Origin of the sequence: Streptomyces siamensis, assembly GCF_039543605.1 — a bacterium.
Classification (GTDB): Bacteria; Actinomycetota; Actinomycetes; order Streptomycetales; family Streptomycetaceae; genus Streptomyces; species Streptomyces siamensis.
This window is the reverse complement of record NZ_BAABKB010000008.1, coordinates 38,045-62,828: the sequence shown is the minus strand read 5'-3', so window position 1 is coordinate 62,828 and position 24,784 is coordinate 38,045. Positions and strand designations below refer to the sequence as shown.

At 71.7% G+C, this 24,784-nt stretch carries 21 protein-coding genes and 1 tRNA gene; 17 read left to right on the top strand and 5 right to left on the bottom strand.

All coding sequences use genetic code 11. The features are described from left to right. Position 1 precedes the first annotated feature (1 nt). Together ABEB03_RS14350 and ABEB03_RS14345 are read left to right on the top strand one after the other, a co-directional pair. Positions 2 to 622 (top strand): hypothetical protein, encoded by a 621-nt coding sequence (locus ABEB03_RS14350; RefSeq protein WP_345647448.1) that lies wholly within the window; start codon positions 2 to 4, stop codon positions 620 to 622. A gap of 137 nt (positions 623 to 759) precedes the next feature. Then, positions 760 to 3,492 carry an exo-rhamnogalacturonan lyase family protein gene (locus ABEB03_RS14345; protein WP_345647445.1) on the top strand — a complete coding sequence of 911 codons (2,733 nt, stop codon included), beginning with the start codon at positions 760 to 762 and terminating at the stop codon, positions 3,490 to 3,492. A gap of 10 nt (positions 3,493 to 3,502) precedes the next feature. Here ABEB03_RS14345 and ABEB03_RS14340 read toward each other — a convergent pair whose 3' ends face one another. Continuing rightward, on the bottom strand, positions 3,503 to 5,974 hold the full coding sequence (locus tag ABEB03_RS14340; protein WP_345647442.1) for an SCO7613 C-terminal domain-containing membrane protein: 2,472 nt from the start codon (positions 5,972 to 5,974) through the stop codon (positions 3,503 to 3,505). Between the two features lie 88 nt (positions 5,975 to 6,062). On the opposite strand from ABEB03_RS14340, the gene ABEB03_RS14335 reads away from it, so the two are divergent. Continuing rightward, complete coding sequence (locus tag ABEB03_RS14335; RefSeq protein ID WP_345648287.1) at positions 6,063 to 6,509, top strand: SRPBCC family protein; 447 nt, start codon at positions 6,063 to 6,065, stop codon at positions 6,507 to 6,509. Between the two features lie 39 nt (positions 6,510 to 6,548). After that, positions 6,549 to 6,620: transfer RNA gene (locus ABEB03_RS14330), tRNA-Val, on the top strand. Between the two features lie 89 nt (positions 6,621 to 6,709). Here ABEB03_RS14330 and ABEB03_RS14325 read toward each other — a convergent pair. Next, complete coding sequence (locus tag ABEB03_RS14325) at positions 6,710 to 7,435, bottom strand: 3'-5' exonuclease (protein WP_345647439.1); 726 nt, start codon at positions 7,433 to 7,435, stop codon at positions 6,710 to 6,712. A 170-nt stretch (positions 7,436 to 7,605) separates the two neighbouring features. Between ABEB03_RS14325 and ABEB03_RS14320 the strand changes: the two genes are divergently transcribed. The 3 genes from ABEB03_RS14320 (at position 7,606) to thrS (ending at position 11,519) form a co-directional block, all read left to right on the top strand. Then, positions 7,606 to 8,172 (top strand): DUF4365 domain-containing protein, encoded by a 567-nt coding sequence (locus tag ABEB03_RS14320; RefSeq protein WP_345647436.1) that lies wholly within the window; start codon positions 7,606 to 7,608, stop codon positions 8,170 to 8,172. Further along, positions 8,169 to 9,386 (top strand): hypothetical protein, encoded by a 1,218-nt coding sequence (locus tag ABEB03_RS14315; protein WP_345647433.1) that lies wholly within the window; start codon positions 8,169 to 8,171, stop codon positions 9,384 to 9,386. The genes ABEB03_RS14320 and ABEB03_RS14315 overlap by 4 nt, the downstream gene beginning before the upstream one ends. Before the next feature lie 156 nt (positions 9,387 to 9,542). Next, positions 9,543 to 11,519 (top strand): threonine--tRNA ligase, encoded by a 1,977-nt coding sequence (gene thrS, locus ABEB03_RS14310; RefSeq protein WP_345647430.1) that lies wholly within the window; start codon positions 9,543 to 9,545, stop codon positions 11,517 to 11,519. Positions 11,520 to 11,555: 36 nt separating this feature from the next. Here thrS and ABEB03_RS14305 read toward each other — a convergent pair whose 3' ends face one another. Then, the gene (locus tag ABEB03_RS14305) at positions 11,556 to 12,215 is read right to left on the bottom strand and encodes a potassium channel family protein (RefSeq protein ID WP_345647427.1); all 660 of its coding nucleotides are present in this window, start codon (positions 12,213 to 12,215) and stop codon (positions 11,556 to 11,558) included. A 67-nt stretch (positions 12,216 to 12,282) separates the two neighbouring features. Here ABEB03_RS14305 and ABEB03_RS14300 point away from each other — a divergent pair, with 67 nt between their 5' ends. After that, positions 12,283 to 12,843, top strand: a complete 561-nt coding sequence (locus ABEB03_RS14300; RefSeq protein ID WP_345647424.1) for an HIT family protein — start codon at positions 12,283 to 12,285, stop codon at positions 12,841 to 12,843. Between the two features lie 154 nt (positions 12,844 to 12,997). On the opposite strand, the gene ABEB03_RS14295 is transcribed toward ABEB03_RS14300, so the two are convergent. Both ABEB03_RS14295 and ABEB03_RS14290 read right to left on the bottom strand, forming a co-directional pair. After that, entirely contained in the window at positions 12,998 to 14,665 is a 1,668-nt protein-coding gene (locus ABEB03_RS14295) for a hypothetical protein (protein ID WP_345647421.1), read from the bottom strand. Between the two features lie 156 nt (positions 14,666 to 14,821). Beyond that, complete coding sequence (locus ABEB03_RS14290) at positions 14,822 to 17,017, bottom strand: elongation factor G-like protein EF-G2 (RefSeq protein ID WP_345647418.1); 2,196 nt, start codon at positions 17,015 to 17,017, stop codon at positions 14,822 to 14,824. A gap of 220 nt (positions 17,018 to 17,237) precedes the next feature. Between ABEB03_RS14290 and pgsA the strand changes: the two genes are divergently transcribed. From pgsA to ruvA, 9 genes are all read left to right on the top strand, one after another. After that, positions 17,238 to 17,960: a phosphatidylinositol phosphate synthase gene (gene pgsA, locus ABEB03_RS14285; RefSeq protein WP_345648284.1), complete on the top strand. Its 723-nt coding sequence runs from the start codon at positions 17,238 to 17,240 to the stop codon at positions 17,958 to 17,960. Then, the gene (locus tag ABEB03_RS14280) at positions 17,957 to 18,916 is read left to right on the top strand and encodes a phosphatidylinositol mannoside acyltransferase (RefSeq protein ID WP_345647415.1); all 960 of its coding nucleotides are present in this window, start codon (positions 17,957 to 17,959) and stop codon (positions 18,914 to 18,916) included. The genes pgsA and ABEB03_RS14280 overlap by 4 nt, the downstream gene beginning before the upstream one ends. Then, a complete protein-coding gene (locus ABEB03_RS14275) occupies positions 18,913 to 20,073 on the top strand; it encodes a glycosyltransferase family 4 protein (protein ID WP_345647412.1) in 1,161 nt (386 codons plus the stop codon). The genes ABEB03_RS14280 and ABEB03_RS14275 overlap by 4 nt, the downstream gene beginning before the upstream one ends. A gap of 292 nt (positions 20,074 to 20,365) precedes the next feature. Next, complete coding sequence (locus ABEB03_RS14270; RefSeq protein WP_095933058.1) at positions 20,366 to 20,911, top strand: LemA family protein; 546 nt, start codon at positions 20,366 to 20,368, stop codon at positions 20,909 to 20,911. 143 nt (positions 20,912 to 21,054) lie between these two features. Continuing rightward, complete coding sequence (gene pdxS / locus ABEB03_RS14265) at positions 21,055 to 21,969, top strand: pyridoxal 5'-phosphate synthase lyase subunit PdxS (protein ID WP_028801490.1); 915 nt, start codon at positions 21,055 to 21,057, stop codon at positions 21,967 to 21,969. Positions 21,970 to 21,976: 7 nt separating this feature from the next. After that, complete coding sequence (pdxT, locus tag ABEB03_RS14260; RefSeq protein WP_345647408.1) at positions 21,977 to 22,582, top strand: pyridoxal 5'-phosphate synthase glutaminase subunit PdxT; 606 nt, start codon at positions 21,977 to 21,979, stop codon at positions 22,580 to 22,582. A 75-nt stretch (positions 22,583 to 22,657) separates the two neighbouring features. Further along, positions 22,658 to 23,410, top strand: coding sequence for a YebC/PmpR family DNA-binding transcriptional regulator (locus ABEB03_RS14255; protein WP_345647405.1), 753 nt, complete (start codon positions 22,658 to 22,660; stop codon positions 23,408 to 23,410). Between the two features lie 133 nt (positions 23,411 to 23,543). Beyond that, on the top strand, positions 23,544 to 24,152 hold the full coding sequence (ruvC, locus tag ABEB03_RS14250; RefSeq protein ID WP_345647402.1) for a crossover junction endodeoxyribonuclease RuvC: 609 nt from the start codon (positions 23,544 to 23,546) through the stop codon (positions 24,150 to 24,152). Further along, positions 24,149 to 24,760, top strand: a complete 612-nt coding sequence (gene ruvA / locus ABEB03_RS14245; protein ID WP_345647399.1) for a Holliday junction branch migration protein RuvA — start codon at positions 24,149 to 24,151, stop codon at positions 24,758 to 24,760. The genes ruvC and ruvA overlap by 4 nt, the downstream gene beginning before the upstream one ends. Positions 24,761 to 24,784 lie beyond the last annotated feature (24 nt).

Genomic DNA, 24,784 nt, shown 5'->3' with positions numbered 1-24,784 from the left:
CATGGCCACCACCCAGCCACGGGCGCGGGCCGGGGCCCGCGCGGGGCGCACGCCCAAGGAGTCCGTCCTCGCCGAACGCTTCGCCGTCTTCGCGGAGTGCCTGCTCACCGGGGTGTGGATCGCGGTGGCCGCGCTGCCTCTGGTGACGTACCCCGCCGCCTTCGCGGCCGGGGCGCGGCACCTGCGGCGGCGAACGACCCACAGAGCCGGCGGATGGAAGGAGTTCGCCGCCGACTTCCGGGCGGCCGTCCGGGGCGGCTGGATCGCCGGTCTGGCCGGATGGGCCGGGGCGGCCGCGGTCTGGGTGGACGTCCAGGCCGTGCGCGCCGGGCTGCCCGGCGGACCGGTCGTCGGGGCCGTCGGCCTCTTCGCCCTGATCGCGGGTGCCGTCGCCGGACTGCGCGCGGCGGCGTCCTGGGAACCGGGGGAGTCCTGGCGCGAGCTGCTCGCGGCCGCGGGCCGCCGCACCGTGCTCGATCCCGCCGGTTCCTTCCTGCTCGTCGGCGGACTGGCCGTGGTGGCCTCCTCCGGCTGGTTCGTCCCGCCGCTGGCGGTGCCCGTGCTCGGGTTCGTCGCGGCCGCGGCCGTCGCGGTGGAGGAGCGACACCGGCACCGCCACTGACGGACGGCCCGGAGAACAACCGCACGCACGGCCGGTGCCCCGCGACGGCGCCGGGAACCCCACGTAAGGCCGGTGCCCCCGGGCGCCGCGTCTCTGTCTGTCATGCCCCTGACATCATCGCTCGGAAAGGAAAGGCCATGTCTCCCCTTCCCCGCAGATCCCTCCTCAAGGCGGCCGCCGTCGCCGGCGCCGCCGCGCAGTTCAGCTGGGCGCTCGGCACCCAGCGCGCCCAGGCGGCGCCCGCGACCGCGGCCGGCACGGACCCCGTCACCCTGGAGTGGCTGGAGGACGGCGGCCTCGGCGCCGCCCCCGGCTCCACCGTCGGTGTGCCCTGGCCGAAGGGAGTCCACCGGGAGGACCAGACCTTCGCGCTCACGGACGCCGACGGCAAGGCCGTCCCCGTGCAGACCTGGCCGCTCGCCCACTGGCCGGACGGCTCTCTCAAGTGGACCGCACACGCGGTGAGTTCCGACGCCGGGAAGTACACGCTCACCGCCGGCGCACCGGCCGCCCCCGACAAGAAGGTGACCGTCGACAGGAACGGCGCCACCGTCGACGTGTCCACCGGCGTCATCGCCGCGAAGATCGGCAAGAGCGGCTCGGTCCTGGTCAAGTCCGTGACCCGGGGATCCACGGAGATCGCCAGGAACGGCCGCCTTGTCCTCGTCCGCCAGCCGGAGATCGAGGACGAGGACCAGGGCGCGGAGAAGTACGAGCGCTTCGAGAGCGCCATCTCGCGGACCGAGGTCGAGCAGGACGGCCCGGTGCGCGCCGTGGTCCGTATCGACGGCAAGCACCGCAAGGGCGACCGGAGCTGGCTGCCCTTCTCGATCCGGCTCTACTTCTACGCGGGCGCCGACTCCTTTCGCATGGTGCACACCATCACCTTCGACGGGAAGCAGGAGCCGGGGAAGTCGAGCGGCGACTTCATCCGCGGCCTGGGCGTGCGCTTCGGCGTCCCCCTGCGCGACGCGTCCTACGACCGGCACATCAGGATCGGCGGCGACGACAGCGGTCTGCTGCGCGAGGCGGTCAAGGGCGTCACCGGACTGCGGCGCGACCCGGGCGCCGCCGTGCAGGCCGCCCAGTTCGCGGGACAGAAGCTGCCCGACCCGTCCACCTGGGACCAGCGGGTGACGACCCGGCTCCAGTACATCCCCGAATGGGGCGACTACACCCTCTCCCAGCTGTCCGCCGACGGCTTCACCCTGCGCAAGCGCACGAAGAAGGGGCACGGCTGGATCGGCGCGGGCGGCGGCCGGCGTGCCTCCGGCTTCGGCTACGTCGGCGGGCCCACCGGCGGTCTCTCCTTCGGCCTCAGGGACTTCTGGGAGAAGTACCCCGCGCAGCTCGACATCCGTGACGCCCACACCGACGAGGCCGAAGTCACCCTGTGGCTCTGGTCGCCCGAGGCGCAGCCCATGGACCTGCGCTTCTACCACGACGGCATGGGCCAGGACACGTACGCCGAACAGCTCGAAGGCCTCAACATCACCTACGAGGACTACGAGCCGGGCTTCGGCACCCCGTACGGCATCGCCCGCACCTCCGAACTCCTCTTCTGGGCCAACGAGTCGACACCCGCGCCGGAGAAGCTCGCCGAACAGGTCGCGGCCGTCCGGGTGCTGCCGCAACTGGCCGCACCGCCCAAGCAGCTCATCGGGGCGAAGGTCTTCGGCCCCGGCCTCTACTCCGAGCCCGACCGCTCCACGCCCGCCAAGGCGAAGATCGAGGACCACCTCGACTTCCTCTTCACCTACTACAAGGACCAGGTGGAGATGCGCAGGTGGTACGGCTTCTGGGACTACGGCGACGTCATGCACTCCTACGACCCGGTCAGACACCAGTGGCGCTACGACGTCGGCGGCTACGCCTGGGACAACTCCGAGCTGTCGCCGGACCTCTGGCTCTGGTTCGCCTACCTCCGCAGCGGCCGCGCGGACATCTTCCGCTTCGCCGAGGCGATGACCCGGCACACCGGCGAGGTCGACGTCTACCACCTCGGCCAGTGGGCGGGACTCGGCACCCGGCACGGCGTCCAGCACTACGCCGACAGCGCCAAACAGCAGCGCATCGCCAACACCACGTACCGGCGCTACTACTACTTCCTCACCGCGGACGAACGCGTCGGCGACCTCATGCACGCCAACGTCGACTCCGACGAGACGTTCCTGGTCCTCGACCCGATCCGCAAGATCCGCACCGAGCCCTACACACCCGACCGGCACGCGCTGTCCATCGGCTTCGGCACGGACTGGAGCGGACTCGTGTCCGCCTGGCTGACGGAGTGGGAGCGCAAGGGCCCGAAGTGGGAGAAGGCCAAGGCACGCGTGCTGTCGACGATGGAGACCATCGCCGCCCAGCCGAACGGTTTCGTCCAGGGCACCGGGCTGTACGACCTCGACACGGGCAGGTTCGCCGTCGCCGCGGCGCCCGCGGTCGGAGTCTCGCACCTCTCCGCCGTCTTCGGCCTCAACGAACTGTGCGCCGAGCTCATCGACCTCGTCGACATGCCCGCCTTCAAGGAGGCCTACCTCGACTACTGCCGCTACTTCAACGCCACCAAGGCCGAACAGGCGGCGCGCTACGGCTCCGACTTCGGCTCCCTGCTGCTCTTCCAGGGCCACTCGCGCCTGGACGCGTACGCCGCCGTGCAGACCGGTGACGCGAAGCTCGCCACGCGCGCGTGGACGAAGTTCTACAGCTCCGACGGCTACACCGAGTCCTCGCCCTGGAAGACCACGAAGCTGAGCGGTCCGGTCACCCTGGTGCCGGGCAGCGAGGCCGACTGGGTGTACACGAACGACACCGCGCTCTACGGGCTCGCCGCCATCGAGAACCTGGCGCTGCTCGGCGACAGGATGCCGTAGGCCTCGGCCGTCAGCGCATCTTCCCCAGCACCTCCCGCACTCGCCGCGCGTCGCGGATCCGCTGCTCGTACGTGGCACCCAGCGCGAGCAGCAGCAGACCGGCGAGTGCGGGAGGCGCCCAACGGGGGAGCGCACCGACCACCTGCACCAGATACGGGGCGAGTTCGTGCAGCGCGTCCAGCGCCAGGACCGTGCCGCCCACCACGAGCGGCGCCTGGAGACGGTGCCGGGCACCCACCAGGGTGACCAGCAGGGCCGCCGTGCCGAGAAGCAGCGGGCGGAGCCAGTGCGTGTCGCCCCATGCCGCGAAGAGACTCGGCACCAGCGTCGCGGTCAGGCCCGGCCCGTACGCCGTCCACGACGAGACCGTGCCGTCCCGGCGGCGCCGGACCACGCCGACGACCAGCGCCGGAACACTCACCACGACCGTGTACGCCTCCGGAGAGCCGACGTCCCAGGACGCCAGGCGGACCCAGGCGGCGAGCACGAACAGCGCCGCGGCCGCGTACCCCACCGGGCGCCGGTCCTCCCGCACGGCCGTGCCCGCGGCGATCACCCCGCACAGGGCCAGGACCAGGGCCAGCGTCGGCGGATCGGTCACCGCGAGCCCGATGGCGAGCAGCCCGGCGGCGACCCCCGCCACCTCGGACGACACGCTCGTCGCGGCGTCGTCCGTACGCGCCGCCGACACCGCGGCGGCCACCGGCACGACGAGTACCAGCAGGGCGATCCGGTGCGCGGGAAGGTCCAGGGACGCGCCCGCGGCGCAGGCCAGCGCGGTCGCGTACACGAGCGAGACCGGTGCGGCGACCGGACCGAGGCCCGGCCGCAGGGCGGCGGCCGCGAACAACAGGACCAGTGCCCCGAGGACGGTGAGGGTCGCGCCCTCCGAGGCCAGGGAGAGGAACGCGAGGCTCGCCGACGTGAGGACGGCGAGGACGAGAGGCGTCACCACGGACCGCGCCCGGGTGGCCAGAGCCAGGGCAGCCACCGCCGTCAGACCGTGCACCGACAGCCCCGCCGTGTAGGGGAGTTCGAGCGAGGCAGGGACGACGGACACCGCGGCCCAGACCAGCGCTGTCGCGGTGGCCAGGGCCTGCGGACGCCAGTCCGTACCGCGGACCGCCGTCACCAGGACGCCGGCCACCAGCACGAGCACGAGGGGCGCCGTGCTCGCGTGCGCGGGCCATGGGACGTCCGTCGTGACCGCTTCCCGGGCGGTCGCCGGGGCACCGGACCAGATCCGGCCGGTCCAGTCGGCCGGGCCCAGCAGGGCGAGGCCGGCCGGAGGCAGTGCCCACACCACCGCGAGGGCCTGCACCGCACCCGAGGCCCACCCGAGGCCCCGCTTCATCGGCTCGGCGAGCGGCGTGCGCACCGCGCCCAACAGGGCGACGGCACACACGAGATGGGCCGGCACCGTCCAGTCCGGCGACAGCGAGACACGCAGCACGCCGCCGACCGCGGCGACCGTGAGCAGACCTCCCGTCAACGCGCCGCCGGTCGCGACGCCCGGCTTCGGGGTGCGCCACGCCGCCACGAGGGCGATCGACGCGGCAAGGAGGAGGAGCGCCGCCGCACGGGCGGCGGCGCTCGGGCCGGAGGCCGTCCAGGACAGCCAGCCGGCGGCAAAGGCGCCCCAGCCGCCCAGTCCGTACGCGCCGACGGCGGCGACGACACGGACCGGCTTCACGGGGACGAGGAGCGCGACAGCCGTGTCGAACGCGGCCGTCGCCAGCAGCGCGGCGGTGACGGCGTGGGCACCCCCGTCGGCCGCCGCCACCCACAGCAGCAGCGGCAGCTGGGCCGTGGCCAGCGCCGCCGGCAGAGGCAGCCGCAGCGGGAGCCGGACCCGGATGCCGGCCGGTCCCTCGCCGGCGCCCACGGGCTTCTCGCCCGGGGTGGTCACCGCCGAAGGTTCCGCCGGCAGGTGCAGCGTGCCCACGGCCAGACCGTACGCGGCCCACACCGCGGCCAGCACCGCCGACGTGACAGCGGCGTACCCGAGCCCGTCGGCGTCCGGGACGGCGACCTCGTACAGCGCGTAGGCGTCCAGCACCGTCAGCGCCAGACCGAGGCCCGCCACCGCCTCGGCCGTCGAGCGCAGCCCGCGCCGGAGCAGGAGCAGCGGTGCGCCGAGTGCGGTCAGGGTCAGCGCGGCGAGCACCAGCGCCCGGCCCGCGATCCCCAGGTGCCCCCAGCTGACGACCGTGAACGCGACGGCGGCCACGGTCAGCAGGACGCCGCCGAGCAGCAGGAGCACGTTCTGCACGCCGGGAGCCGTGGCCTCCGGCCGGTGCGCGGGGGCGGCGAACGGTCCGGAAGGGGCGGCCGACGGCGGTCCGGACGGCGCCGGAGCCGAACGGAGGGCGCTGATCAGCCAGGCACGGCGCGTCAGCAACAGAGCCCGGCGGGCGTCGAGTTGCCGCAGCTCGGCGTCCAGGAGCCGCAGCTCCTGTGCCGGGGGCGGGATCGAGGTCATGTCTGGGAGTGTGGTCCCGGTCACCCTTCACGGCATGAGTGCGCGTACTCACGACGTACTCAGATCCACGAGCGGGCACACTCCCCACATGGACTGGAGCCACTACCGCTTCCGCAGCGAGTGGGAGCTGCCCGCACCCCCCGCCGCCGTCTACGTCGTGCTGGAGCACGCCGAGAACTACCCGCGCTGGTGGCCCCAGGTGCGTGAGGTCACCCGCATCGACGACCGCAGCGGCGTCATCCGGGTCCGCTCGCTCCTCCCGTACGGCATGACCTTCACCGCGCGCGAGGTGCGCCGAGATCCGGCGGGCGGCGTCCTGGAGATCGCGCTGTCCGGCGACATGGAGGGCTGGGCGCGCTGGACGCTCACCGCGCACGGCACCGGCACGCTGGCCCGCTACGACCAGGAGGTCGACGTGCGCAAGCCGCTGCTGCGCCGGCTCGCGGTGCCCGGACGGCCGCTGTTCCGGGCCAACCACGCCCTGATGATGCGCGCCGGACGCCGGGGACTGACGGCTTGTCTCCAAGCGGTTTGAACCACACCCGCCGGGACCTGTATTGTTCAGTCCGTTCCCGGGCGATTAGCTCAGTGGGAGAGCGCTTCGTTCACACCGAAGAGGTCACTGGTTCGAACCCAGTATCGCCCACCGGGAGAAGGCCGGTCCGTCACAGACGGACCGGCCTTTCCGCTTCCCCGGTCCTTCTGTACCGCCTGTTCCCGGCAGGCGGTCCGTCCTCACGCCGCCGCGGGCAGCTCCGGACGCAGCGGCCACGCCGGGTCCACCGCCTCGTCCGAGCCGCTGCGAGCGAACCACGCCTGGAGCCCGCGGGCCTGTGCCGCGTGCCACACCGCCTGGAGCGTGTGCAGTTCGGTCGGCGAGAGCCGCTCCAGTCGCGCCGCGAAACGGCGCCCCACCGCCCGTACGACATCCAGCGCTGCCTGCGCGTCGGCCGCCGCGTCGTGCGCGCCCTCCAGCGCCACGCCGTAGTGCGCGCACAGATCGGTGAGGGTGCGGCGGCCCTTGCGGTAGCGGTCCAGATGCTTGTCCAGCACCCGGGGGTCGAGCACCGTCAGCGGCGTCGACCCGAACCACCGGTCCAGCGACGAGGCCCGGTGACGACGCAACTCCCGGTCCAGGAGCGTCAGATCGAACGGAGCGTTCATCACCACGAGCGGGCGACCGGCCGCGGCGTGTTCGCCCAGCTCCCGGGCTATCTCCTCCATCACCGGCGACGGCCAGCGGCCGTTGTGCTGAAGATGCTCGTCGGTGAGACCGTGCACCTCCGTCGCCCCCGCGGGCACCGGCACCCCCGGATTCACCAGCCACCGGGACACCCGCGGACGGGAACCCGGGGCGTCCTGGACCACGACGGCGGCCGACACGATCCGGTCGGTCTCGACGTCCACGCCCGTGGTCTCCGTGTCGAACGCGGCCAAAGGGCCCTCGTACCAGCACGTCATACGTACACAACTCCTCGTTCACCCACGGCAGCTGACGCACCGTCTTCTGCCCGTTTGGTGATACCCGGGCTGTTTGCGGCGTACGCCGGAAGGAGACAACAGAGGTACGGGTCTTTGCAGTTCAGCGGCCCGTCACGGGGAATCTCTTGGTCTGGAAGGCTGTTGGACTCATGGCACTCGCCCAGCCCGAACGGGGCGGGCTGCTGCCCCAGCGGACGGCACCCCATCGCGGCTCACTCGCCACCACCGCCTGCATGGAGACGTTGCAGGTCGGCTATCTGCACGCGGTCGCCGCGGCGGCGGGCTGCTCGCTGTCCCAGCCCTTCCCGGACAACGGCATCGACTGGCACGTCAGCCACAGCGCCCCCGGGCACACGGTCGACGACGAAGTCACCATCAAGGTGCAGCTCAAGTGCACCTACCAGATCGCGCCGAACCCGCCCGGGCCCGCCTTCTCCTTCACCCTCGACAACGAGCACCTGGCGAAGCTCGCCCGCACCCCGGTCTCGGTGCACAAGATCCTGGTCGTGATGCTCGTGCCGCGCTCCCAGGACGACTGGCTGCGCGCCAGCCACGACCGCCTCGACCTGCGCCACTGCTGCTACTGGATCAACCTCGCCGGGCACGCCGTCACCGGCCGCCGCAGGACCACCGTCCGCATACCGACGGCCCGCATCTTCGACGACCGGGCGCTCTGCGAGATCATGACCCGGGTCGGGACGGGAGGCAGACCATGACCCACCGCCCCCTCGACGAGTCGCTGCGACCGGTCAGGCCGCATCCCGTCGACGCCCTCTGGAACGACCCGCCGACCCCCGACCAGGTCGACCCGGCGGTCCTCAGCGCGCTGCTGCACCGGCACGGCTGGCAGCGGCGCGGCGGAGCCGCGGGACGGTACGGCCGGTGGACCCCACCCGGGCCCGGTGGCGGCGGCACCAGCCTGCTGGTGCCGGAGAGCCGGGCCTTTCCCGACAGCGACGACCTGCTCAGCGAAGCCCTGGTCGCGCTCTCCCGCAGCGGCTCCCCGTCCGCCCGTGACGTGCTGGTCGCGCTCGCCGTCCCCAGTGACGAGATCCGCTGGTGGCGCGACGTGCCGACCGGTCCCGTGGGCGCGGCGCCGTGGACCGTCGAGGAACAGCTGCGTGCCGCGGCCCGGCAGATGCTCCTCGCCGGCGCGCTCGCCACGCGCGCGCGTGCGGGCTACTACGGCGCCCGCCACCGCAGGTCCGCCGCGGCCTCCCTGGAGAACGTCCTGGTCGGTGCCGAACCGGGCGGACGCCGGCTCACCGCCTTCGTGCCCGTCACCACGGGCCGGCCGCTCGCCGTACGGCTGCACCAGGCGCTGTACGCCGCCCGCGAGGCCATCGACTACCAGCGGGCCACCGGAGGCATGGACGCCTTCGACGCCGCCGTCGAGGCGGGCGTCAGTCATGAGCTCATGGGGGCTCTGGTCGCCCTCGTCCGGGGCACCGAGGGCGCCAGGATCGCCGTCGAGTGGGCGCCCTCCGCAGGTGTCCCCGAGGGCGGTGCGGCCCCCGCCGAACCCGTCGAGTTCTCGCCCGGCGACCTGCCCGTGCTGCGTGAGGCCGGCGCGCGCTACCTGCGCGAGGAGCCGTCCGTACCGGTGCGCCTCACCGGTGCGGTGGTGCGGATGCGCCGCTCCGGACCGCGCGGGGAGGGCACCGTGCGGCTGCGCGTCCTCGCGGGCGCCGAGGTGCCGCACGTCCGTATGACGCTCGACGAGGAGGCCTATCGGATAGCGGGCCACGCCCATCTGGTGGGGCTGCCGGTGCGGGTGCACGGACGGCTGGAGAGCCGTGGCGGCTTCCGCAGGCTCACCGATGCCTCCGGGGTCGTGCCCGTGCAGGTCGACGAGGCCGAACGGGACCGGCTCATGAAGTCGCTCCAGGAGAACCTGGACTTCTTCGAGGAGGCGTGCAGCGCGGACTGACGGGGCGCGGGGGAGCGAGGACCCCGGCCGGCGCCGACACTTTCCCGGCGGCACCGACCGGAACCGTTTCGCGGAGGGCACCCCCGGCTCGGTACGATCGCCTGTATTGCGTGCGCGACCGACGATGCGCACGTCCCCTTCAGGCAGGAGAGTCCGGTGTCAGACGTCCGTGTGATCATCCAACGCGATTCCGAGCGGGAAGAGCGCGTGGTGACGACGGGCACTACGGCCGCCGACCTCTTCGCAGGCGAGCGCACCATCGTCGCGGCCCGCGTGGGCGGCGAGCTGAAGGACCTCGCGTACCAGGTGCGGGACGGCGAGGAGGTCGAGCCCGTCGAGATCTCCTCCGAGGACGGCCTCAACATCCTGCGCCACTCCACCGCGCACGTCATGGCCCAGGCCGTGCAGGAGCTCTTCCCCGAGGCCAAGCTCGGCATCGGCCCGCCGGTCAAGGACGGCTTCTACTACGACTTCGACGTGGAGCGCCCCTTCACGCCCGAGGATCTCAAGGCCGTCGAGAAGAAGATGCAGGAGATCCAGAAGCGCGGTCAGCGTTTCTCGCGCCGCGTCGTCACCGACGAGGCCGCCCGCGAGGAGCTCGCCGACGAGCCGTACAAGCTGGAGCTCATCGGCCTCAAGGGCTCCGCGTCCTCGGACGACGGCGCCGACGTCGAGGTGGGCGCGGGCGAGCTCACCATCTACGACAACCTGGACGCCAAGACCGGTGGCCTGTGCTGGAAGGACCTCTGCCGCGGTCCCCACCTGCCCACCACGCGCAACATCCCGGCGTTCAAGCTGATGCGCAACGCCGCCGCGTACTGGCGCGGCAGCGAGAAGAACCCCATGCTCCAGCGCATCTACGGCACCGCCTGGCCCTCGAAGGACGAGCTGAAGGCGCACCTCGACTTCCTCGCCGAGGCCGAGAAGCGCGACCACCGCAAGCTGGGCAACGAGCTGGACCTCTTCTCGATCCCGGACCAGATCGGCTCCGGCCTCGCCGTCTTCCACCCCAAGGGCGGCATCATCCGCCGGGTCATGGAGGACTACTCGCGGCGCCGCCACGAGGAAGAGGGCTACGAGTTCGTCTACACCCCGCACGCGACGAAGGGGAAGCTCTTCGAGACCTCGGGCCACCTGGACTGGTACGCCGACGGCATGTACCCGCCCATGCAGCTCGACGAGGGCGTGGACTACTACCTCAAGCCCATGAACTGCCCGATGCACAACCTGATCTTCGACGCGCGCGGGCGTTCCTACCGTGAGCTGCCGCTGCGCCTGTTCGAGTTCGGCACCGTGTACCGGTACGAGAAGTCCGGCGTCGTGCACGGTCTGACCCGTGCCCGCGGCTTCACCCAGGACGACGCGCACATCTACTGCACCAAGGAGCAGATGGCGGAGGAGCTCGACAAGACGCTCACCTTCGTCCTGAACCTGCTGCGCGACTACGGTCTGACCGACTTCTACCTGGAGCTGTCCACCAAGGACCCGGAGAAGTTCGTCGGCTCCGACGAGGTCTGGGAGGAGGCCACCGAGACGCTGCGGCAGGTCGCCGAGAAGCAGGGCCTCCCGCTGGTCCCGGACCCGGGCGGCGCCGCGTTCTACGGCCCGAAGATCTCCGTGCAGGCCAAGGACGCCATCGGCCGCACCTGGCAGATGTCGACGGTCCAGCTCGACTTCAACCTGCCCGAGCGCTTCGACCTGGAGTACACCGGCCCCGACGGCTCCAAGCAGCGCCCGGTCATGATCCACCGCGCCCTGTTCGGTTCCATCGAGCGCTTCTTCGCCGTGCTCCTGGAGCACTACGCGGGCGCCTTCCCGGCCTGGCTCGCCCCCGTCCAGGCGGTCGGCATCCCGATCGGCGACGCCCACGTGGACTACCTGCACACCTTCGCCGCCGAGGCGAAGAAGCGGGGCCTGCGCGTCGAGGTGGACTCCTCCTCGGACCGCATGCAGAAGAAGATCCGCAACGCCCAGAAGCAGAAGGTGCCCTTCATGGTCATCGCGGGCGACGAGGACATGGCCAACGGCGCGGTGTCCTTCCGCTACCGCGACGGCTCGCAGGAGAACGGCATCCCGGTCGACGAGGCGATCGCCAAGATCGCGAAGATCGTCGAGGAGCGGGCCCAGGTCTGATCCGGGACGCTGCGGACGCGCACGCCGCCGGGACGCTCAGCGTCCCGGCGGCTTCTCGTCGCCCTCCCGGGTGAAGGTCTGCAGCAGCCAGGACGAGAACGACCCCGTCACCGCGCCCAGCAGGGCCAGCCCGCCGGCCATCATCCCGGCCGCGATCGTCCTGCCGAGCGGGGTCACCGGGGTGATGTCGCCGTAGCCGACCGTGCTCAGGGTCGAGCAGGCCCACCAGACGGCGTCGCCGAAGGTCCGCATGGTCGCGCCGGGCGCTCCCCGTTCCTGCTGGTAGACCGCGAGGGAGCCGGCGAATCCGAGCAGCAGGGTGGACAGACCCGCGTAGGAGATCACGCGCGCGTACAGCGCCAGCCGGGGCTCGCCGCGCTTCTTCTGGAGGACCTCGTACAACGGCACCATCCGCAGCGGGCGCAGCAGGGGCAGGACGACCGAGACCGTGGTCACCACGTGGGTGAGGACGAACCGCCACCAGTGCTGTCCGCTGAGCCGCCAGCGCACCACGTAGTCCGCGGCGAACAGCAACCAGAGAGCCAGCAGCACCAGACCGCACAGGTCCCGCCAGACCGGCGGGAGACCGGTCGCCAGGACGCGCGTCGCGTACGTGGCCATGAACAGCAGCGACGCCGCGAAGAGCGCGACCTCGGTGCGTTCCGCCCAGCGGGCCTCAGGGCTGTCTTCGTGCACCGGCTCAGCTTGGCCGCTGAGCGCCCTCGTGCCGCCCCGCCGACACGCCGCGAACGGGCGAAGCCATATGCTGCACATCATGACGAGTGAGCCGGAGCAGCAGATCGGAGTGGGGACGCAGGACGCGTTCCAGCGCCTGTGGACACCCCACCGGATGGCCTACATCCAGGGCGAGAACAAGCCCACCGGTCCGGGGGCCGACGACGGCTGTCCGTTCTGCTCGATTCCGGCCAAGTCCGACGAGGACGGGCTGATCGTGAAGCGCGGCGAGCAGGTCTACGCCGTGCTCAATCTCTACCCGTACAACGGCGGCCACCTCATGGTGGTGCCCTACCGTCACGTCGCGGACTACACGGACCTGACCGGCCCGGAGACCGTCGAGCTCGGGGAGCTGACCAAGCAGGCCATGACCGCCCTGCGCGCCGCCTCGGGTGCCCACGGCTTCAACATCGGCATGAACCAGGGCACCGTCGCGGGCGCCGGCATCGCCGCCCACCTCCACCAGCACATCGTGCCCCGGTGGGGAGGCGACACGAACTTCATGCCGGTCGTGGGGCACACCAAGGTGCTGCCGCAGCTGCTCGCCGACACCCGCAAGATGCTGGCGGAGGCCTGGCCGACGGCCTGACGCCGCACGGGCCGCCCGGCTCCGCCACGGGCCGGCCCGTCGCCGTACCCCGCCCTGCCCCCACTCGGGGACCGATGCGCCGCCGGCCCGCCGGGCTCCGGAGCGGGGCCGGTCCGGGGGAGAGCGGCGCACCGCTCTCCCCGCCCTTCCGCCGCTACGCGTCGTACACATCCGCCTTCCGCGGCATCGGGTCCTGGACCGCCGTGCTGAGGAACGCCGAGCGGTTGCCGAACTTCTCCGTGTCGACGCCGTTCTCGTCGAGGACCTTGATCGCCGCCGCGTGCACCACGCGCAGCACGGGGGTCGCGGCGCGCAGGGCGTCGTCGGCCATGAACCGGTGCCGCCACGGCTGGTCGGCCCAGGCGTGCCGCAGGCCGAACGGCTCGGGCAGCGCCACGGTGCCGCCGAGCCAGTTCAGGAAGGGCGGGTACCAGGTGAAGGGGGCCCGCGCCGCGAGCCGTACGACCTCGTCCGTGGTGACCAGCGGCAGGTTCACCTTGCGGGTCTCCCAGAACTTCACCGCCTTGGCGACCTCCTTCGTGGGCGCCTCCGGCTTGGTGGTGAACAGCGGGTTCACCGGACCCAGGGCGTGCCCGGTGACCTCGATGCGCAGCGTCTCGTGCAGCACGGTCACCGTGATCAGCATCGTGATGATCAACTGGCCGTCCCAGAGCGTCCACTGGACCCCGAGGTAGTGCCGGTCACCGCTGCCGAACTGCTGCTTGTTGCAGATGTCCTGTATCGCGTGGGTCTTGATCGTGTACGCGTCCACGTCCGTCCCGGCCGGCCGGGACACCGCCTTCGCGTTCTCACCGATCGGCGTGACGATCCAGTGCTTGATCGAAGGGGCGGGGAAACCACCGGTGTTGAGCGGACCGCGCTCCAGCATGCGCAGCTGGTCGTGGATGGAGCGGATGACGTCCCAGCTGCGGAACGGGTGGATCTCCTTGTCCGCGTCGCGCGGTACCAGCTCCTCGGCGAGCTGCCAGCTGCCCCACCGGGTGCCCATGCCGAGTATGCCCTTGGGGCCCGCGTAGAAGACCGAGTTGGACTGCTGCTCGGCGCTGAGCCGGGCGAGGGACTGGCGCAGCCGCTCCGCCGCGGTCTCACCGGGGCTGCCGGGCACCGCCTCGGGGATCTTCGCGCCGATGCCGCCGCCGGACAGCAGCCCGTCCCAGCGGTCGCGCAGGTCCTTGGCCGTGCGCTCGCAGATCTGCCGGGCCCACAGCCAGCCGACGACCGGCAGGACGACCGAAGCGCGCGCGTACCAGGCCCAGAAGCCGGAGAAGGGCATACGGAGGAGGAAGAGCACCGCGAGGGCGCCGACGGCGACGAGGAGCGTGGTGCCGAGGGCGGAGGCGCGCTTGTCCTCGCGCTTGGCTATCTGGGTGCGGATCTGGAAGACGAGCAGCCAGACGACGAGTCCGGGCAGGAAGAGCAGCCCGCACAGCACCATCACGGCCGCCAGCCAGTTGTCCCGCTCGCGGCGGATGTTGTTCGCCGCCAGGCAGTGCTCCACCACGACCTGCGGCTCGGTGCCGAAGGACTGGATGAGCGGCTTGCGGCCGGCGCCCAGCATCCGGTCCACCACGGCCCGGGCGAAGGCCTCGCCCAGATTCGGCGCGAACAGCTTGACCTTGCCCGTCTTGACGGTGGACTTGTGCCATTCGTTGTCGGCCTTGAGGATCTCCTCGATGCCATTGTCCCGGTAGGCCGCGGAGGCCAGGGCGAAGGTCGCCGCCGTCTGGCCCGCGGAGCCCGTGAGCGGCACTTGCGCCCCGGGAGTGAAATCGAAACCGTCGAATGCCACTTCCGCCCCCATCGCCGCCGTCCGCTGCTGCGGCTTTTCCCGACTTCCGCCCCTCGCACACCTGTTGATCAGGTCATTGCCTTGATCAGGTTCTCAGAGTATCGGCCCCGACCGACATTCGTCGGCGGACGGCCGAAGCCGTCCGCCGACGTGTGACCCGGCGAACCCTCAGGTGTCGCGGGCCTGTTCGCGAATCCTCTCGGCGACCTGAGGCGGCATCGGCTCGTGCCGTGCGTAGCTGCGGTTGAAGCGCGCGGTGCCGTGCGACAGGGAGCGCAGATCGACGGCGTACCGCCCGATCTCGATCTCCGGGACCTCGGCCCGTACGAGGGTGCGCCCGCCGCCCGCCTGCTCGGTGCCCACGACCCGGCCGCGGCGGCCCGACAGGTCGCTCATGACGGACCCCACGTAGTCGTCGCCGACCAGGACGGTCACCTCGGCCACCGGTTCCAGCAGGTGGATCTTGGCGTCGGCCGCGGCCTCGCGCAGGGCGAGCGCGCCCGCGGTCTGGAACGCGGCGTCGGAGGAGTCCACGGAGTGCGCCTTGCCGTCGAGCAGCGTGACCCGCACGTCGATGAGCGGATAGCCGGCGGCCACACCCTTGGCGGCCTGGGCCCGCACGCCCTTCTCGACGGACGGGATGAACTGCCGCGGCACGGCGCCGCCGACGACCTTGTCCACGAACTCGATGCCCGAGCCGTTCGGCAGCGGCTCGACCTCGATCTCGCAGATCGCGTACTGGCCGTGCCCGCCGGACTGCTTCACATGGCGCCCGCGCCCGCCGGACCGGCCCGCGAACGTCTCCCGCAGCGACACCTTGTGCGGGACGACGTCGACCTGGACGCCGTACCGGCTGCGCAGCCGCTCCAGGGCGACGTCCGCGTGGGCCTCGCCCAGGCACCACAGGACGACCTGATGCGTGTGCTGGTTCTGCTCCAGGCGCATCGTGGGATCCTCGGCGACCAGCCTGGCGAGCCCCTGCGACAGCTTGTCCTCGTCGGCCTTGCTGTGCGCCTGGATGGCGAGCGGCAGCAGCGGGTCGGGCATCTGCCACGGCTCCATGAGCAGCGGATCGTCCTTGGCGGAGAGGGTGTCCCCGGTCTCCGCGCGGTTCAGTTTCGCCACACAGGCGAGATCGCCCGCGATGCAGTGCGACAGGACGCGCTGCTGCTTGCCGAACGGCGTGGACAGGGCGCCGATGCGTTCGTCGACGTCGTGGTCCTCGTGACCGCGGTCAGACAGCCCGTGCCCGGAGACGTGCACCGTCTCGTCGGGCCGCAGCGTGCCCGAGAAGACACGGACCAGGGAGACCCGGCCCACGTACGGATCGGACGCGGTCTTCACGACCTCCGCGACCAGCGGCCCGGTCGGGTCGCAGGCCGACACCTCGCGCGCCGCGCCGTCCGGTGTGGTCACCACGGGCGCCGCGCGTTCCAGCGGGGTGGGGAAGCCGCCCGTGACGAGTTCGAGCAGTTCGACCGTGCCGAGCCCCTGACGGGCGCCGTCGGCGGCCGGAGCCGCGGCCAGCACCGGGAAGAAGGTCCCACGGGCCACGGCCCGCTCCAGGTCCTCGATCAGGGTCTTGAGGTCGATCTCCTCGCCGCCGAGATAGCGGTCCATGAGGGTCTCGTCCTCGCTCTCGGCGATGATCCCCTCGATCAGCCGGTTGCGGGCCTCCTCGATCAGCGGCAGCTGCTCAGGACCGGGCTCCGCCTCCTTGCGCTCCCCGGACGCGTAGTCGAACAGCCGCTGGGTCAGCAGCCCGATCAGTCCGGTCACGGGCGCGTGCCCGTCGGGTGCCTCCGCGCCGCGCAGCGGCAGGTACAGGGGCAGGACGGCGTCGGGGTCGTCCGCGCCGAAGGCCTCCGCGCAGATCCGCGTCATCTCCTCGAAGTCGGCCCGCGCCGATTCGAGGTGGGTGACCACGATGGCCCGTGGCATCCCCACGGCCGCGCACTCCTCCCAGACCATGCGGGTCGAGCCGTCCACGCCGTCCGAGGCCGAGACGACGAAAAGGGCCGCGTCCGCAGCTCGCAGACCGGCCCGCAGCTCCCCGACGAAGTCGGCGTATCCGGGGGTGTCCAGAATGTTGATCTTGTACCCGTCCCATTCGACGGGGACCAGCGAGAGCTGCACCGAGCGTTGCTGCCGGTGCTCGATCTCGTCGTAGTCCGAGACGGTGCCGCCGTCCTCGACGCGGCCCGCCCGGTTCACTGCTCCCGCCGTCAGCGCGAGAGCTTCCACCAGAGTCGTCTTGCCCGATCCGCTGTGGCCGACCAGCACCACATTCCGTACGGACGCGGGGTGGTCGGCCGCCGTAGCCCTGCCGGCGGCTCCGGGGTGTGCATTCGCCTTGTCGCCCATGGCCTTGCCTCCCGTGCACGGTGAGGTCTCTGTGGGCGCGGGCGTGACGGATCCGCGTGCGGTGGCGGCTCCGATGACGCCCGCGGTGTCTTCGAGCTTTGCACTCGTGTCACGGTGCGTCCATACGGCGGACGCGATCCCGCCGTGCCACCGACGGCATCCCGTCATGACACAGGGCGTGCGGGTGCCCGACCGTCGCACACGCGCGCGCGTGGCTACGATGGGCCAGCCGGCGGCCAGCAGGGGCCGCCCGGCGACACCGACCCTCGGGAAGGCCATGCTGAACAAGTACGCGCGTGCATTCTTCACGCGTGTCCTCACACCGTTCGCCGCGTTTCTCATCCGCCGGGGGGTAAGCCCCGACACGGTGACCCTCCTGGGCACGGCAGGAGTCATGGCGGGCGCGCTGGTCTTCTACCCCCGCGGGGAGTTCTTCTGGGGCACGGTCGTCATCACGCTCTTCGTGTTCTCCGACCTCGTCGACGGCAACATGGCGCGCCAGCTCGGCCGCTCCAGCCGTTGGGGCGCCTTCCTGGACTCGACGCTCGACCGGGTGGCCGACGGCGCGATCTTCGGCGGCTTCGCCCTCTGGTACGCGGGCAACGGCGACGACAACATCCTGTGCGCCGTCTCGATCTTCTGCCTGGCCAGCGGCCAGGTGGTCTCGTACACCAAGGCGCGCGGCGAGTCGATCGGCCTGCCGGTGGCGGTCAACGGCCTGGTCGAGCGGGCGGAGCGGCTCGTGATCTCGCTGGTCGCGGCCGGTTTCGCGGGCCTGCACAAGTTCGGCGTGCCCGGTATCCAGGTGCTCCTGCCCGTCGCACTGTGGATCGTCGCCGTCGGCAGCCTCGTCACGCTGATCCAGCGCGTCGTCACGGTGCGCCGCGAGTCCGCCGAGGCGGACGCCGAGGCCGCGGCCCACAACAGCGAGGCCACCTCGTGACCAGGTTCCAGGACAGGCTGGTCGACGGCGCCTACGCACTCGGCTGGAGCACGGTCAAGAAGCTCCCCGAGCCGGTCGCCGAGCGGCTCGGCCGCACGATCGCCGACATCGCCTGGAAGCGCCGCGGCAAGGGCATACAGCGTCTGGAGAGCAACTACGCGCGCGTGGTGCCCGACGCGACGCCCGAGCGGCTGGCCGAGCTGTCCAAGGCCGGCATGCGCTCCTACCTGCGCTACTGGATGGAGTCCTTCCGGCTGCCCGCCTGGAGCGAGGAGCGGGTGAAGACGGGTTTCGACCCGAAGGATGTGCACCACCTCACCGACGCGCTCGCCTCCGACAAGGGCGTGATCCTCGCCCTGCCGCACATGGGCAACTGGGACCTCGCCGGAGCCTGGGTCACCACGAAGCTCCGTACGCCCTTCACGACGGTCGCCGAGCGCCTCAAGCCGGAATCGCTGTACGACCGATTCGTCGCCTACCGCGAGGGCCTGGGCATGGAGGTCCTGCCGCACAGCGGCGGCAGCGCCTTCGGCACGCTGGCCCGGCGACTCCGCGACGGCGGGCTGATCTGTCTGGTCGCCGAGCGCGACCTGTCCTCGTCCGGTGTCGAGGTGCAGTTCTTCGGCGAGGCCACCCGGATGCCCGCCGGACCTGCACTGCTCGCGCAGCAGACCGGCGCCCTGCTCCTGCCCGTGACACTCTGGTACGACGACTCGCCCGTGATGAAGGGCCGTGTGCATCCCCCCGTCGAGATTCCCGAGACAGGCACCCGCGCCGAAAAGACGTCTGTCATGACACAGGCGCTGGCCGACGCCTTCGCCTCGGGGATCGCCGACCACCCGGAGGACTGGCACATGCTGCAACGGCTGTGGCTGAAGGACCTGGATCCCGCCAAGGACCCCGCGGCGATCCGGAGCGACGGCGCAGGTCGGGATCCCGGGGAGGTGGCCCCGTGAGGATCGGCATCGTCTGCCCGTACTCCTGGGACGTCCCGGGCGGCGTCCAGTTCCACATCCGCGACCTCGCCGAGCACCTCATCGGCCTCGGGCACGAGGTCTCCGTCCTCGCCCCGGCGGACGACGAGACGCCCCTGCCGCCCTACGTCGTCTCGGCCGGCCGCGCGGTCCCGGTGCCCTACAACGGCTCCGTGGCCCGTCTGAACTTCGGCTTCCTGTCGGCGGCCCGGGTACGGCGCTGGCTGCACGACGGCACCTTCGACGTGATCCACATCCATGAGCCGGCCTCCCCGTCGCTGGGTCTGCTGGCGTGCTGGGCCGCGCAGGGCCCCATCGTCGCGACCTTCCACACCTCGAACCCGCGCTCCCGGGCGATGGTCGCCGCGTACTCCATCCTCCAGGCGGCACTGGAGAAGATCAGCGCGCGGATCGCGGTGAGCGAGTACGCGCGGCGCACCCTCGTCGAGCACCTGGGCGGCGACGCCGTCGTCATCCCGAACGGCGTCGACGTCGACTTCTTCGCACGGGCCAAGCCCAAGCCCGAGTGGCAGGGCGACACCCTCGGCTTCATCGGCCGCATCGACGAGCCCCGCAAGGGTCTGCCCGTCCTCATGAAGGCCCTCCCGAAGATCCTCGCCGAGCGTCCGCAGACCCGGTTGCTGGTCGCCGGCCGCGGCGACGAGGAGGAGGCCGTGGAGTCCCTGCCCGCCGAGATGCGCTCGCGCGTCGAGTTCCTCGGCATGGTCAGCGACGAGGACAAGGCCCGCTTCCTGCGCAGCGTCGACGTGTACGTCGCGCCCAACACCGGCGGCGAGAGCTTCGGGATCATCCTGGTCGAGGCGATGTCGGCGGGGGCACCGGTGCTCGCGTCGGACCTCGACGCGTTCGCCCAGGTCCTCGACCAGGGCGCCGCGGGCGAACTGTTCGCCAACGAGGACGCGGACGCCCTGGCCGCCACCGCGGTCCGGCTCCTGGGCGACCCCGCACGCCGCGCCGAACTGCGCGAGCGGGGGAGCAGCCACGTACGGCGCTTCGACTGGTCCACCGTCGGCGCGGACATCCTGTCCGTGTACGAGACCGTGACGGACGGGGCGGCGGCGGTGGCCGCCGACGAACGCACGGGACTCCGGGCGCGCTTCGGACTCGCCCGCGACTGAGCCGCGCCGGCCGCTTCCGGTGAGCATGCGGGACGGGTGCGTCGAGGGTGCCGCCGGTGTCCGGTGAGTGTGCCGACCGCGAGCGGTGACCTCGCTGCACCTGTCCGGTGGGCGTGCCGGACGGGAACGACGGAGTCGCCGCCGCGGGTGTCCGGTGAGCGTGCCGGACGGGACCGGTGAGCCTCTGCACCTGCCCGGTGAGCGTGCCGGACGGGACCGGTGAGCCTCTGCACCTGCCCGGTGATCCGGGACCGTCGGGAGCCGTCACCGCGCAGAGGTAGCCTTGCCGCCCGTGACCGCAACCCTGATCTGGATCGTCGTCGGCCTCGTCGCGATCGGCCTGTACCTGAGCTGGACGGCCGGCCGGCTCGACCGGCTGCACGCCCGCATCGACGCCGCCCGCGCGGCCCTCGACGCGCAGTTGCTGCGCCGCGCCTCCGTGGCCCAGGAACTGGCCACGTCCGGGGTGCTCGATCCGGCCGCCTCCATCGTGCTGTACGAGGCGGCCCACGAGGCCCGGCAGGCCGAGGAGGACCAGCGCGAGGTGGCCGAGAGCGAGCTGAGCCAGGCCCTGCGCGCCGTGTTCGGGGAGGCACAGCAGGTCGACGCGGTACGCGAGGCGCCGGGTGGCGAGGAGGCCGCCCACGAGCTGGCACAGGCGGTGCGCCGGGTGCCGATGGCCCGCCGGTTCCACAACGACGCCGTACGCGCCGCGAGGGCCCTGCGTCGTCACCGCAAGGTGCGCTGGTTCCGCCTCGCGGGCCACGCGCCGTTCCCGATGGCCTTCGAGATGGACGACGAGCCCCCGGCGGCACTGGCGGAGCGCCAGGCGGCCTGACCCGGACGGACCGCGACGGTCCGGCCACCAAGTGGCACGGGCGAAAAAAATCCACCGCCTCTCCATTGGCCCTTGCAGTGGCCTGGTCGCCTCACGTTTCCTCGGTGCAGCACAAACCCTCTTTCACCGAGTGAGGTCAACCCGTGTCCAGCACGCTCTCCAACCCCGCCCAGACCCCCGAGACCGGCACCGCCCGCGTGAAGCGCGGCATGGCCGAGCAGCTCAAGGGCGGCGTGATCATGGACGTCGTCACGCCGGAGCAGGCGAAGATCGCCGAGGACGCGGGCGCCGTCGCCGTCATGGCCCTGGAGCGGGTCCCCGCCGACATCCGCAAGGACGGCGGAGTGGCCCGCATGTCCGACCCGGACATGATCGAGGGCATCATCGACGCCGTCTCGATCCCGGTCATGGCGAAGTCCCGCATCGGCCACTTCGTCGAGGCCCAGGTGCTCCAGTCCCTCGGCGTCGACTACATCGACGAGTCCGAGGTCCTCACCCCGGCCGACGAGGTCAACCACTCCGACAAGTGGGCGTTCACCACCCCCTTCGTCTGCGGCGCCACCAACCTCGGTGAGGCCCTGCGCCGCATCGCCGAGGGTGCCGCCATGATCCGCTCCAAGGGCGAGGCCGGTACCGGCAACGTCGTCGAGGCCGTCCGCCACCTGCGCCAGATCAAGAACGAGATCGCCAAGCTGCGCGGCTTCGACAACAACGAGCTGTACGCCGCCGCCAAGGAGCTGCGCGCTCCGTACGAGCTCGTCAAGGAGGTCGCCGAGCTCGGCAAGCTCCCGGTCGTGCTGTTCTCCGCCGGTGGCGTCGCCACCCCGGCCGACGCCGCTCTGATGCGTCAGCTCGGTGCCGAGGGCGTCTTCGTCGGCTCCGGCATCTTCAAGTCGGGCGACCCGGCCAAGCGCGCCGCCGCCATCGTGAAGGCCACCACCTTCTACGACGACCCGAAGATCATCGCGGACGCGTCCCGCAACCTGGGCGAGGCCATGGTCGGCATCAACTGCGACACCCTCCCCGAGACCGAGCGCTACGCCAACCGCGGCTGGTAATCACCTCATGAACACTCCTGTCATAGGCGTCCTGGCTCTCCAGGGCGACGTACGGGAGCACCTCATCGCCCTGGCCGCGGCCGACGCCGTGGCCAGGCCGGTGCGGCGCCCCGAAGAGATCGTGGAGGTGGACGGCCTCGTCATTCCCGGCGGCGAGTCCACCACCATCTCCAAACTGGCCGTCCTCTTCGGAGTGATGGAGCCCCTCCGCGCGCGCGTGCGCGACGGCATGCCCGTCTACGGCACCTGCGCCGGCATGATCATGCTCGCCGACAAGATCCTCGACCCGCGGTCCGGTCAGGAGACCTTCGGCGGCATCGACATGATCGTGCGCCGCAACGCCTTCGGGCGTCAGAACGAGTCCTTCGAGGCGGCGGTCGACGTCCGCGGTGTCGAGGGCGATCCTGTAGAGGGCGTCTTCATCCGCGCCCCCTGGGTCGAGTCCGTGGGCGCCGAGGTCGAGGTGCTCGCCGAGCACGGCGGCCACATCGTCGCCGTACGCCAGGGCAACGCGCTCGCCACGTCGTTCCACCCGGAACTGACCGGCGACCACCGCGTGCACGGGCTGTTCGTCGACATGGTGCGCGCGAACCGGACACCGGAGTCCTTGTAGGATCTGGGGGTCCCCCCAGAGCCTTAAGGTCTGGGGGAGTTCGTACGGGATGGGTTACGCGAAGGAGACAGGCAGATGTCCGGCCACTCTAAATGGGCCACGACGAAGCACAAGAAGGCCGTGATCGACGCCAAGCGCGGCAAGCTCTTCGCGAAGCTGATCAAGAACATCGAGGTCGCGGCGCGCATGGGCGGCGTGGACCTCGAAGGAAACCCGACGCTGTACGACGCCGTGCAGAAGGCGAAGAAGTCGTCGGTTCCGAACAAGAACATCGACTCCGCGATCAAGCGCGGCGGCGGTCTCGAAGCCGGCGGCGCCGACTACGAGACGATCATGTACGAGGGCTACGGCCCGAACGGCGTCGCCGTGCTCATCGAGTGCCTCACGGACAACCGCAACCGTGCCGCCTCGGACGTCCGCGTCGCGATGACGCGCAACGGCGGCTCGATGGCCGACCCGGGCTCCGTCTCGTACCTGTTCAACCGCAAGGGCGTCGTGATCGTCCCCAAGGGCGAGCTGGCCGAGGACGACGTCCTGGGTGCCGTGCTCGACGCGGGCGCCGAAGAGGTCAACGACCTCGGCGAGTCCTTCGAGGTCATCTCCGAGGCCACCGACCTGGTCGCGGTGCGCACCGCGCTCCAGGAGGCCGGCATCGACTACGACTCCGCCGACGCCAACTTCGTCCCGACGATGCAGATCGAGCTGGACGAGGAGGGCGCCCGGAAGATCTTCAAGCTGATCGACGCCCTGGAGGACAGCGACGACGTGCAGAACGTCTTCGCCAACTTCGACGTGAGCGACGACGTCATGGAGAAGGTCGACGCCTGATCGCACCGGCTGGGCAACGGGCCGACGGGAACACACCCCGTCGGCCCGTCGCTTTGTCAGCGGCACCCGATAGCCTGCACGAACTGGGGGCGGAGGCCGGCGATTGCCGGGCCGGATCGAAGGAGGGGGCTGGGTGCGGGTACTGGGTGTCGACCCCGGATTGACCCGGTGCGGGGTGGGAGTGGTCGAAGGAGTCGCAGGCCGGCCCTTGGCCCTGCGCGGCGTCGGCGTCGTGCGCACCCCGGCCGACGCGGAACTGGGACTGCGCCTCGTCGCGATCGAGCAGGGCATCGAGCAGTGGCTCGACGAGCACGAGCCCGAATTCGTCGCCGTGGAGCGCGTCTTCAGCCAGCACAACGTACGCACGGTGATGGGCACCGCCCAGGCCAGCGCGGTCGCCATGCTGTGCGCGTCCCGCCGGGGCATCCCCGTCGCCCTGCACACCCCGAGCGAGGTCAAGGCCGCCGTCACCGGCAACGGACGGGCGGACAAGGCCCAGGTCGGCGCCATGGTCACGCGCCTGCTCCGGCTCGACGCACCCCCCAAGCCCGCCGACGCGGCCGACGCCCTCGCCCTCGCCATCTGCCACATCTGGCGCGCCCCCGCCCAGAACAGGCTCCAGCAGGCGGTCACCGAGAACAGGCTCCAGCAGGCCGCCGCACGCAACCGGCTCCAGCAGGCCGCCGCCGAGCGCCGGCAGCCCCCCGCACAGTCCCACGCATCGAAAGGCCGTACCGCATGATCGCCTTCGTCAGCGGCCCGGTGGCCGCCCTCGCCCCCGACTCCGCGGTGGTCGAAGTCGGCGGTATCGGCATCGCCGTCCAGTGCACGCCCAACACCCTCTCGACGCTGCGGACCGGCCGGGAGACCAAGCTCGCCACCTCCCTCGTCGTCCGCGAGGACTCCCTCACGCTCTACGGCTTCGCGGACGACGACGAGCGGCAGACCTTCGAGCTGCTGCAGACCGCCAGCGGCGTCGGCCCCCGGCTGGCCCAGGCGATGCTCGCCGTGCACAGCCCCGACGCCCTGCGCCGCGCGGTGTCCACCGGGGACGAGAAGGCGCTCACCGCTGTGCCCGGCATCGGGAAGAAGGGCGCCCAGAAGCTCCTCCTGGAGCTGAAGGACCGGCTCGGTGAGCCGCTCGGCACGGGCGGACCCGCCATCGGGACGGCGGTGACCACCGGGTGGCGCGACCAGCTGCACGCCGCGCTCATCGGCCTCGGGTACGCGACCCGGGAAGCCGACGAGGCGGTCAGCGCCGTCGCCCCGCAGGCCGCGGCCGCCGAGGGAGCCCCGCAGGTGGGACAGCTCCTCAAGGCCGCCCTGCAGACCCTGAACCGCGCCCGCTGAACCGCCGGCACCGCCACCACACCC

What these genes read in the sequence shown, in the direction of transcription:
- ABEB03_RS14350 (WP_345647448.1), top strand. Translation starts at nt 2, where the DNA reads ATGGCCACCACCCAGCCACGGGCGCGGGCCGGGGCCCGCGCGGGGCGC.
- ABEB03_RS14345 (WP_345647445.1), top strand. Translation starts at nt 760, where the DNA reads ATGTCTCCCCTTCCCCGCAGATCCCTCCTCAAGGCGGCCGCCGTCGCC.
- ABEB03_RS14340 (WP_345647442.1), bottom strand. Translation starts at nt 5,974, where the DNA reads ATGACCTCGATCCCGCCCCCGGCACAGGAGCTGCGGCTCCTGGACGCC.
- ABEB03_RS14335 (WP_345648287.1), top strand. Translation starts at nt 6,063, where the DNA reads ATGGACTGGAGCCACTACCGCTTCCGCAGCGAGTGGGAGCTGCCCGCA.
- ABEB03_RS14325 (WP_345647439.1), bottom strand. Translation starts at nt 7,435, where the DNA reads ATGACGTGCTGGTACGAGGGCCCTTTGGCCGCGTTCGACACGGAGACC.
- ABEB03_RS14320 (WP_345647436.1), top strand. Translation starts at nt 7,606, where the DNA reads ATGGCACTCGCCCAGCCCGAACGGGGCGGGCTGCTGCCCCAGCGGACG.
- ABEB03_RS14315 (WP_345647433.1), top strand. Translation starts at nt 8,169, where the DNA reads ATGACCCACCGCCCCCTCGACGAGTCGCTGCGACCGGTCAGGCCGCAT.
- ABEB03_RS14300 (WP_345647424.1), top strand. Translation starts at nt 12,283, where the DNA reads ATGCTGCACATCATGACGAGTGAGCCGGAGCAGCAGATCGGAGTGGGG.
- ABEB03_RS14295 (WP_345647421.1), bottom strand. Translation starts at nt 14,665, where the DNA reads ATGGGGGCGGAAGTGGCATTCGACGGTTTCGATTTCACTCCCGGGGCG.
- ABEB03_RS14290 (WP_345647418.1), bottom strand. Translation starts at nt 17,017, where the DNA reads ATGGGCGACAAGGCGAATGCACACCCCGGAGCCGCCGGCAGGGCTACG.
- pgsA (WP_345648284.1), top strand. Translation starts at nt 17,238, where the DNA reads ATGGGCCAGCCGGCGGCCAGCAGGGGCCGCCCGGCGACACCGACCCTC.
- pdxT (WP_345647408.1), top strand. Translation starts at nt 21,977, where the DNA reads ATGAACACTCCTGTCATAGGCGTCCTGGCTCTCCAGGGCGACGTACGG.
- ABEB03_RS14255 (WP_345647405.1), top strand. Translation starts at nt 22,658, where the DNA reads ATGTCCGGCCACTCTAAATGGGCCACGACGAAGCACAAGAAGGCCGTG.
- ruvA (WP_345647399.1), top strand. Translation starts at nt 24,149, where the DNA reads ATGATCGCCTTCGTCAGCGGCCCGGTGGCCGCCCTCGCCCCCGACTCC.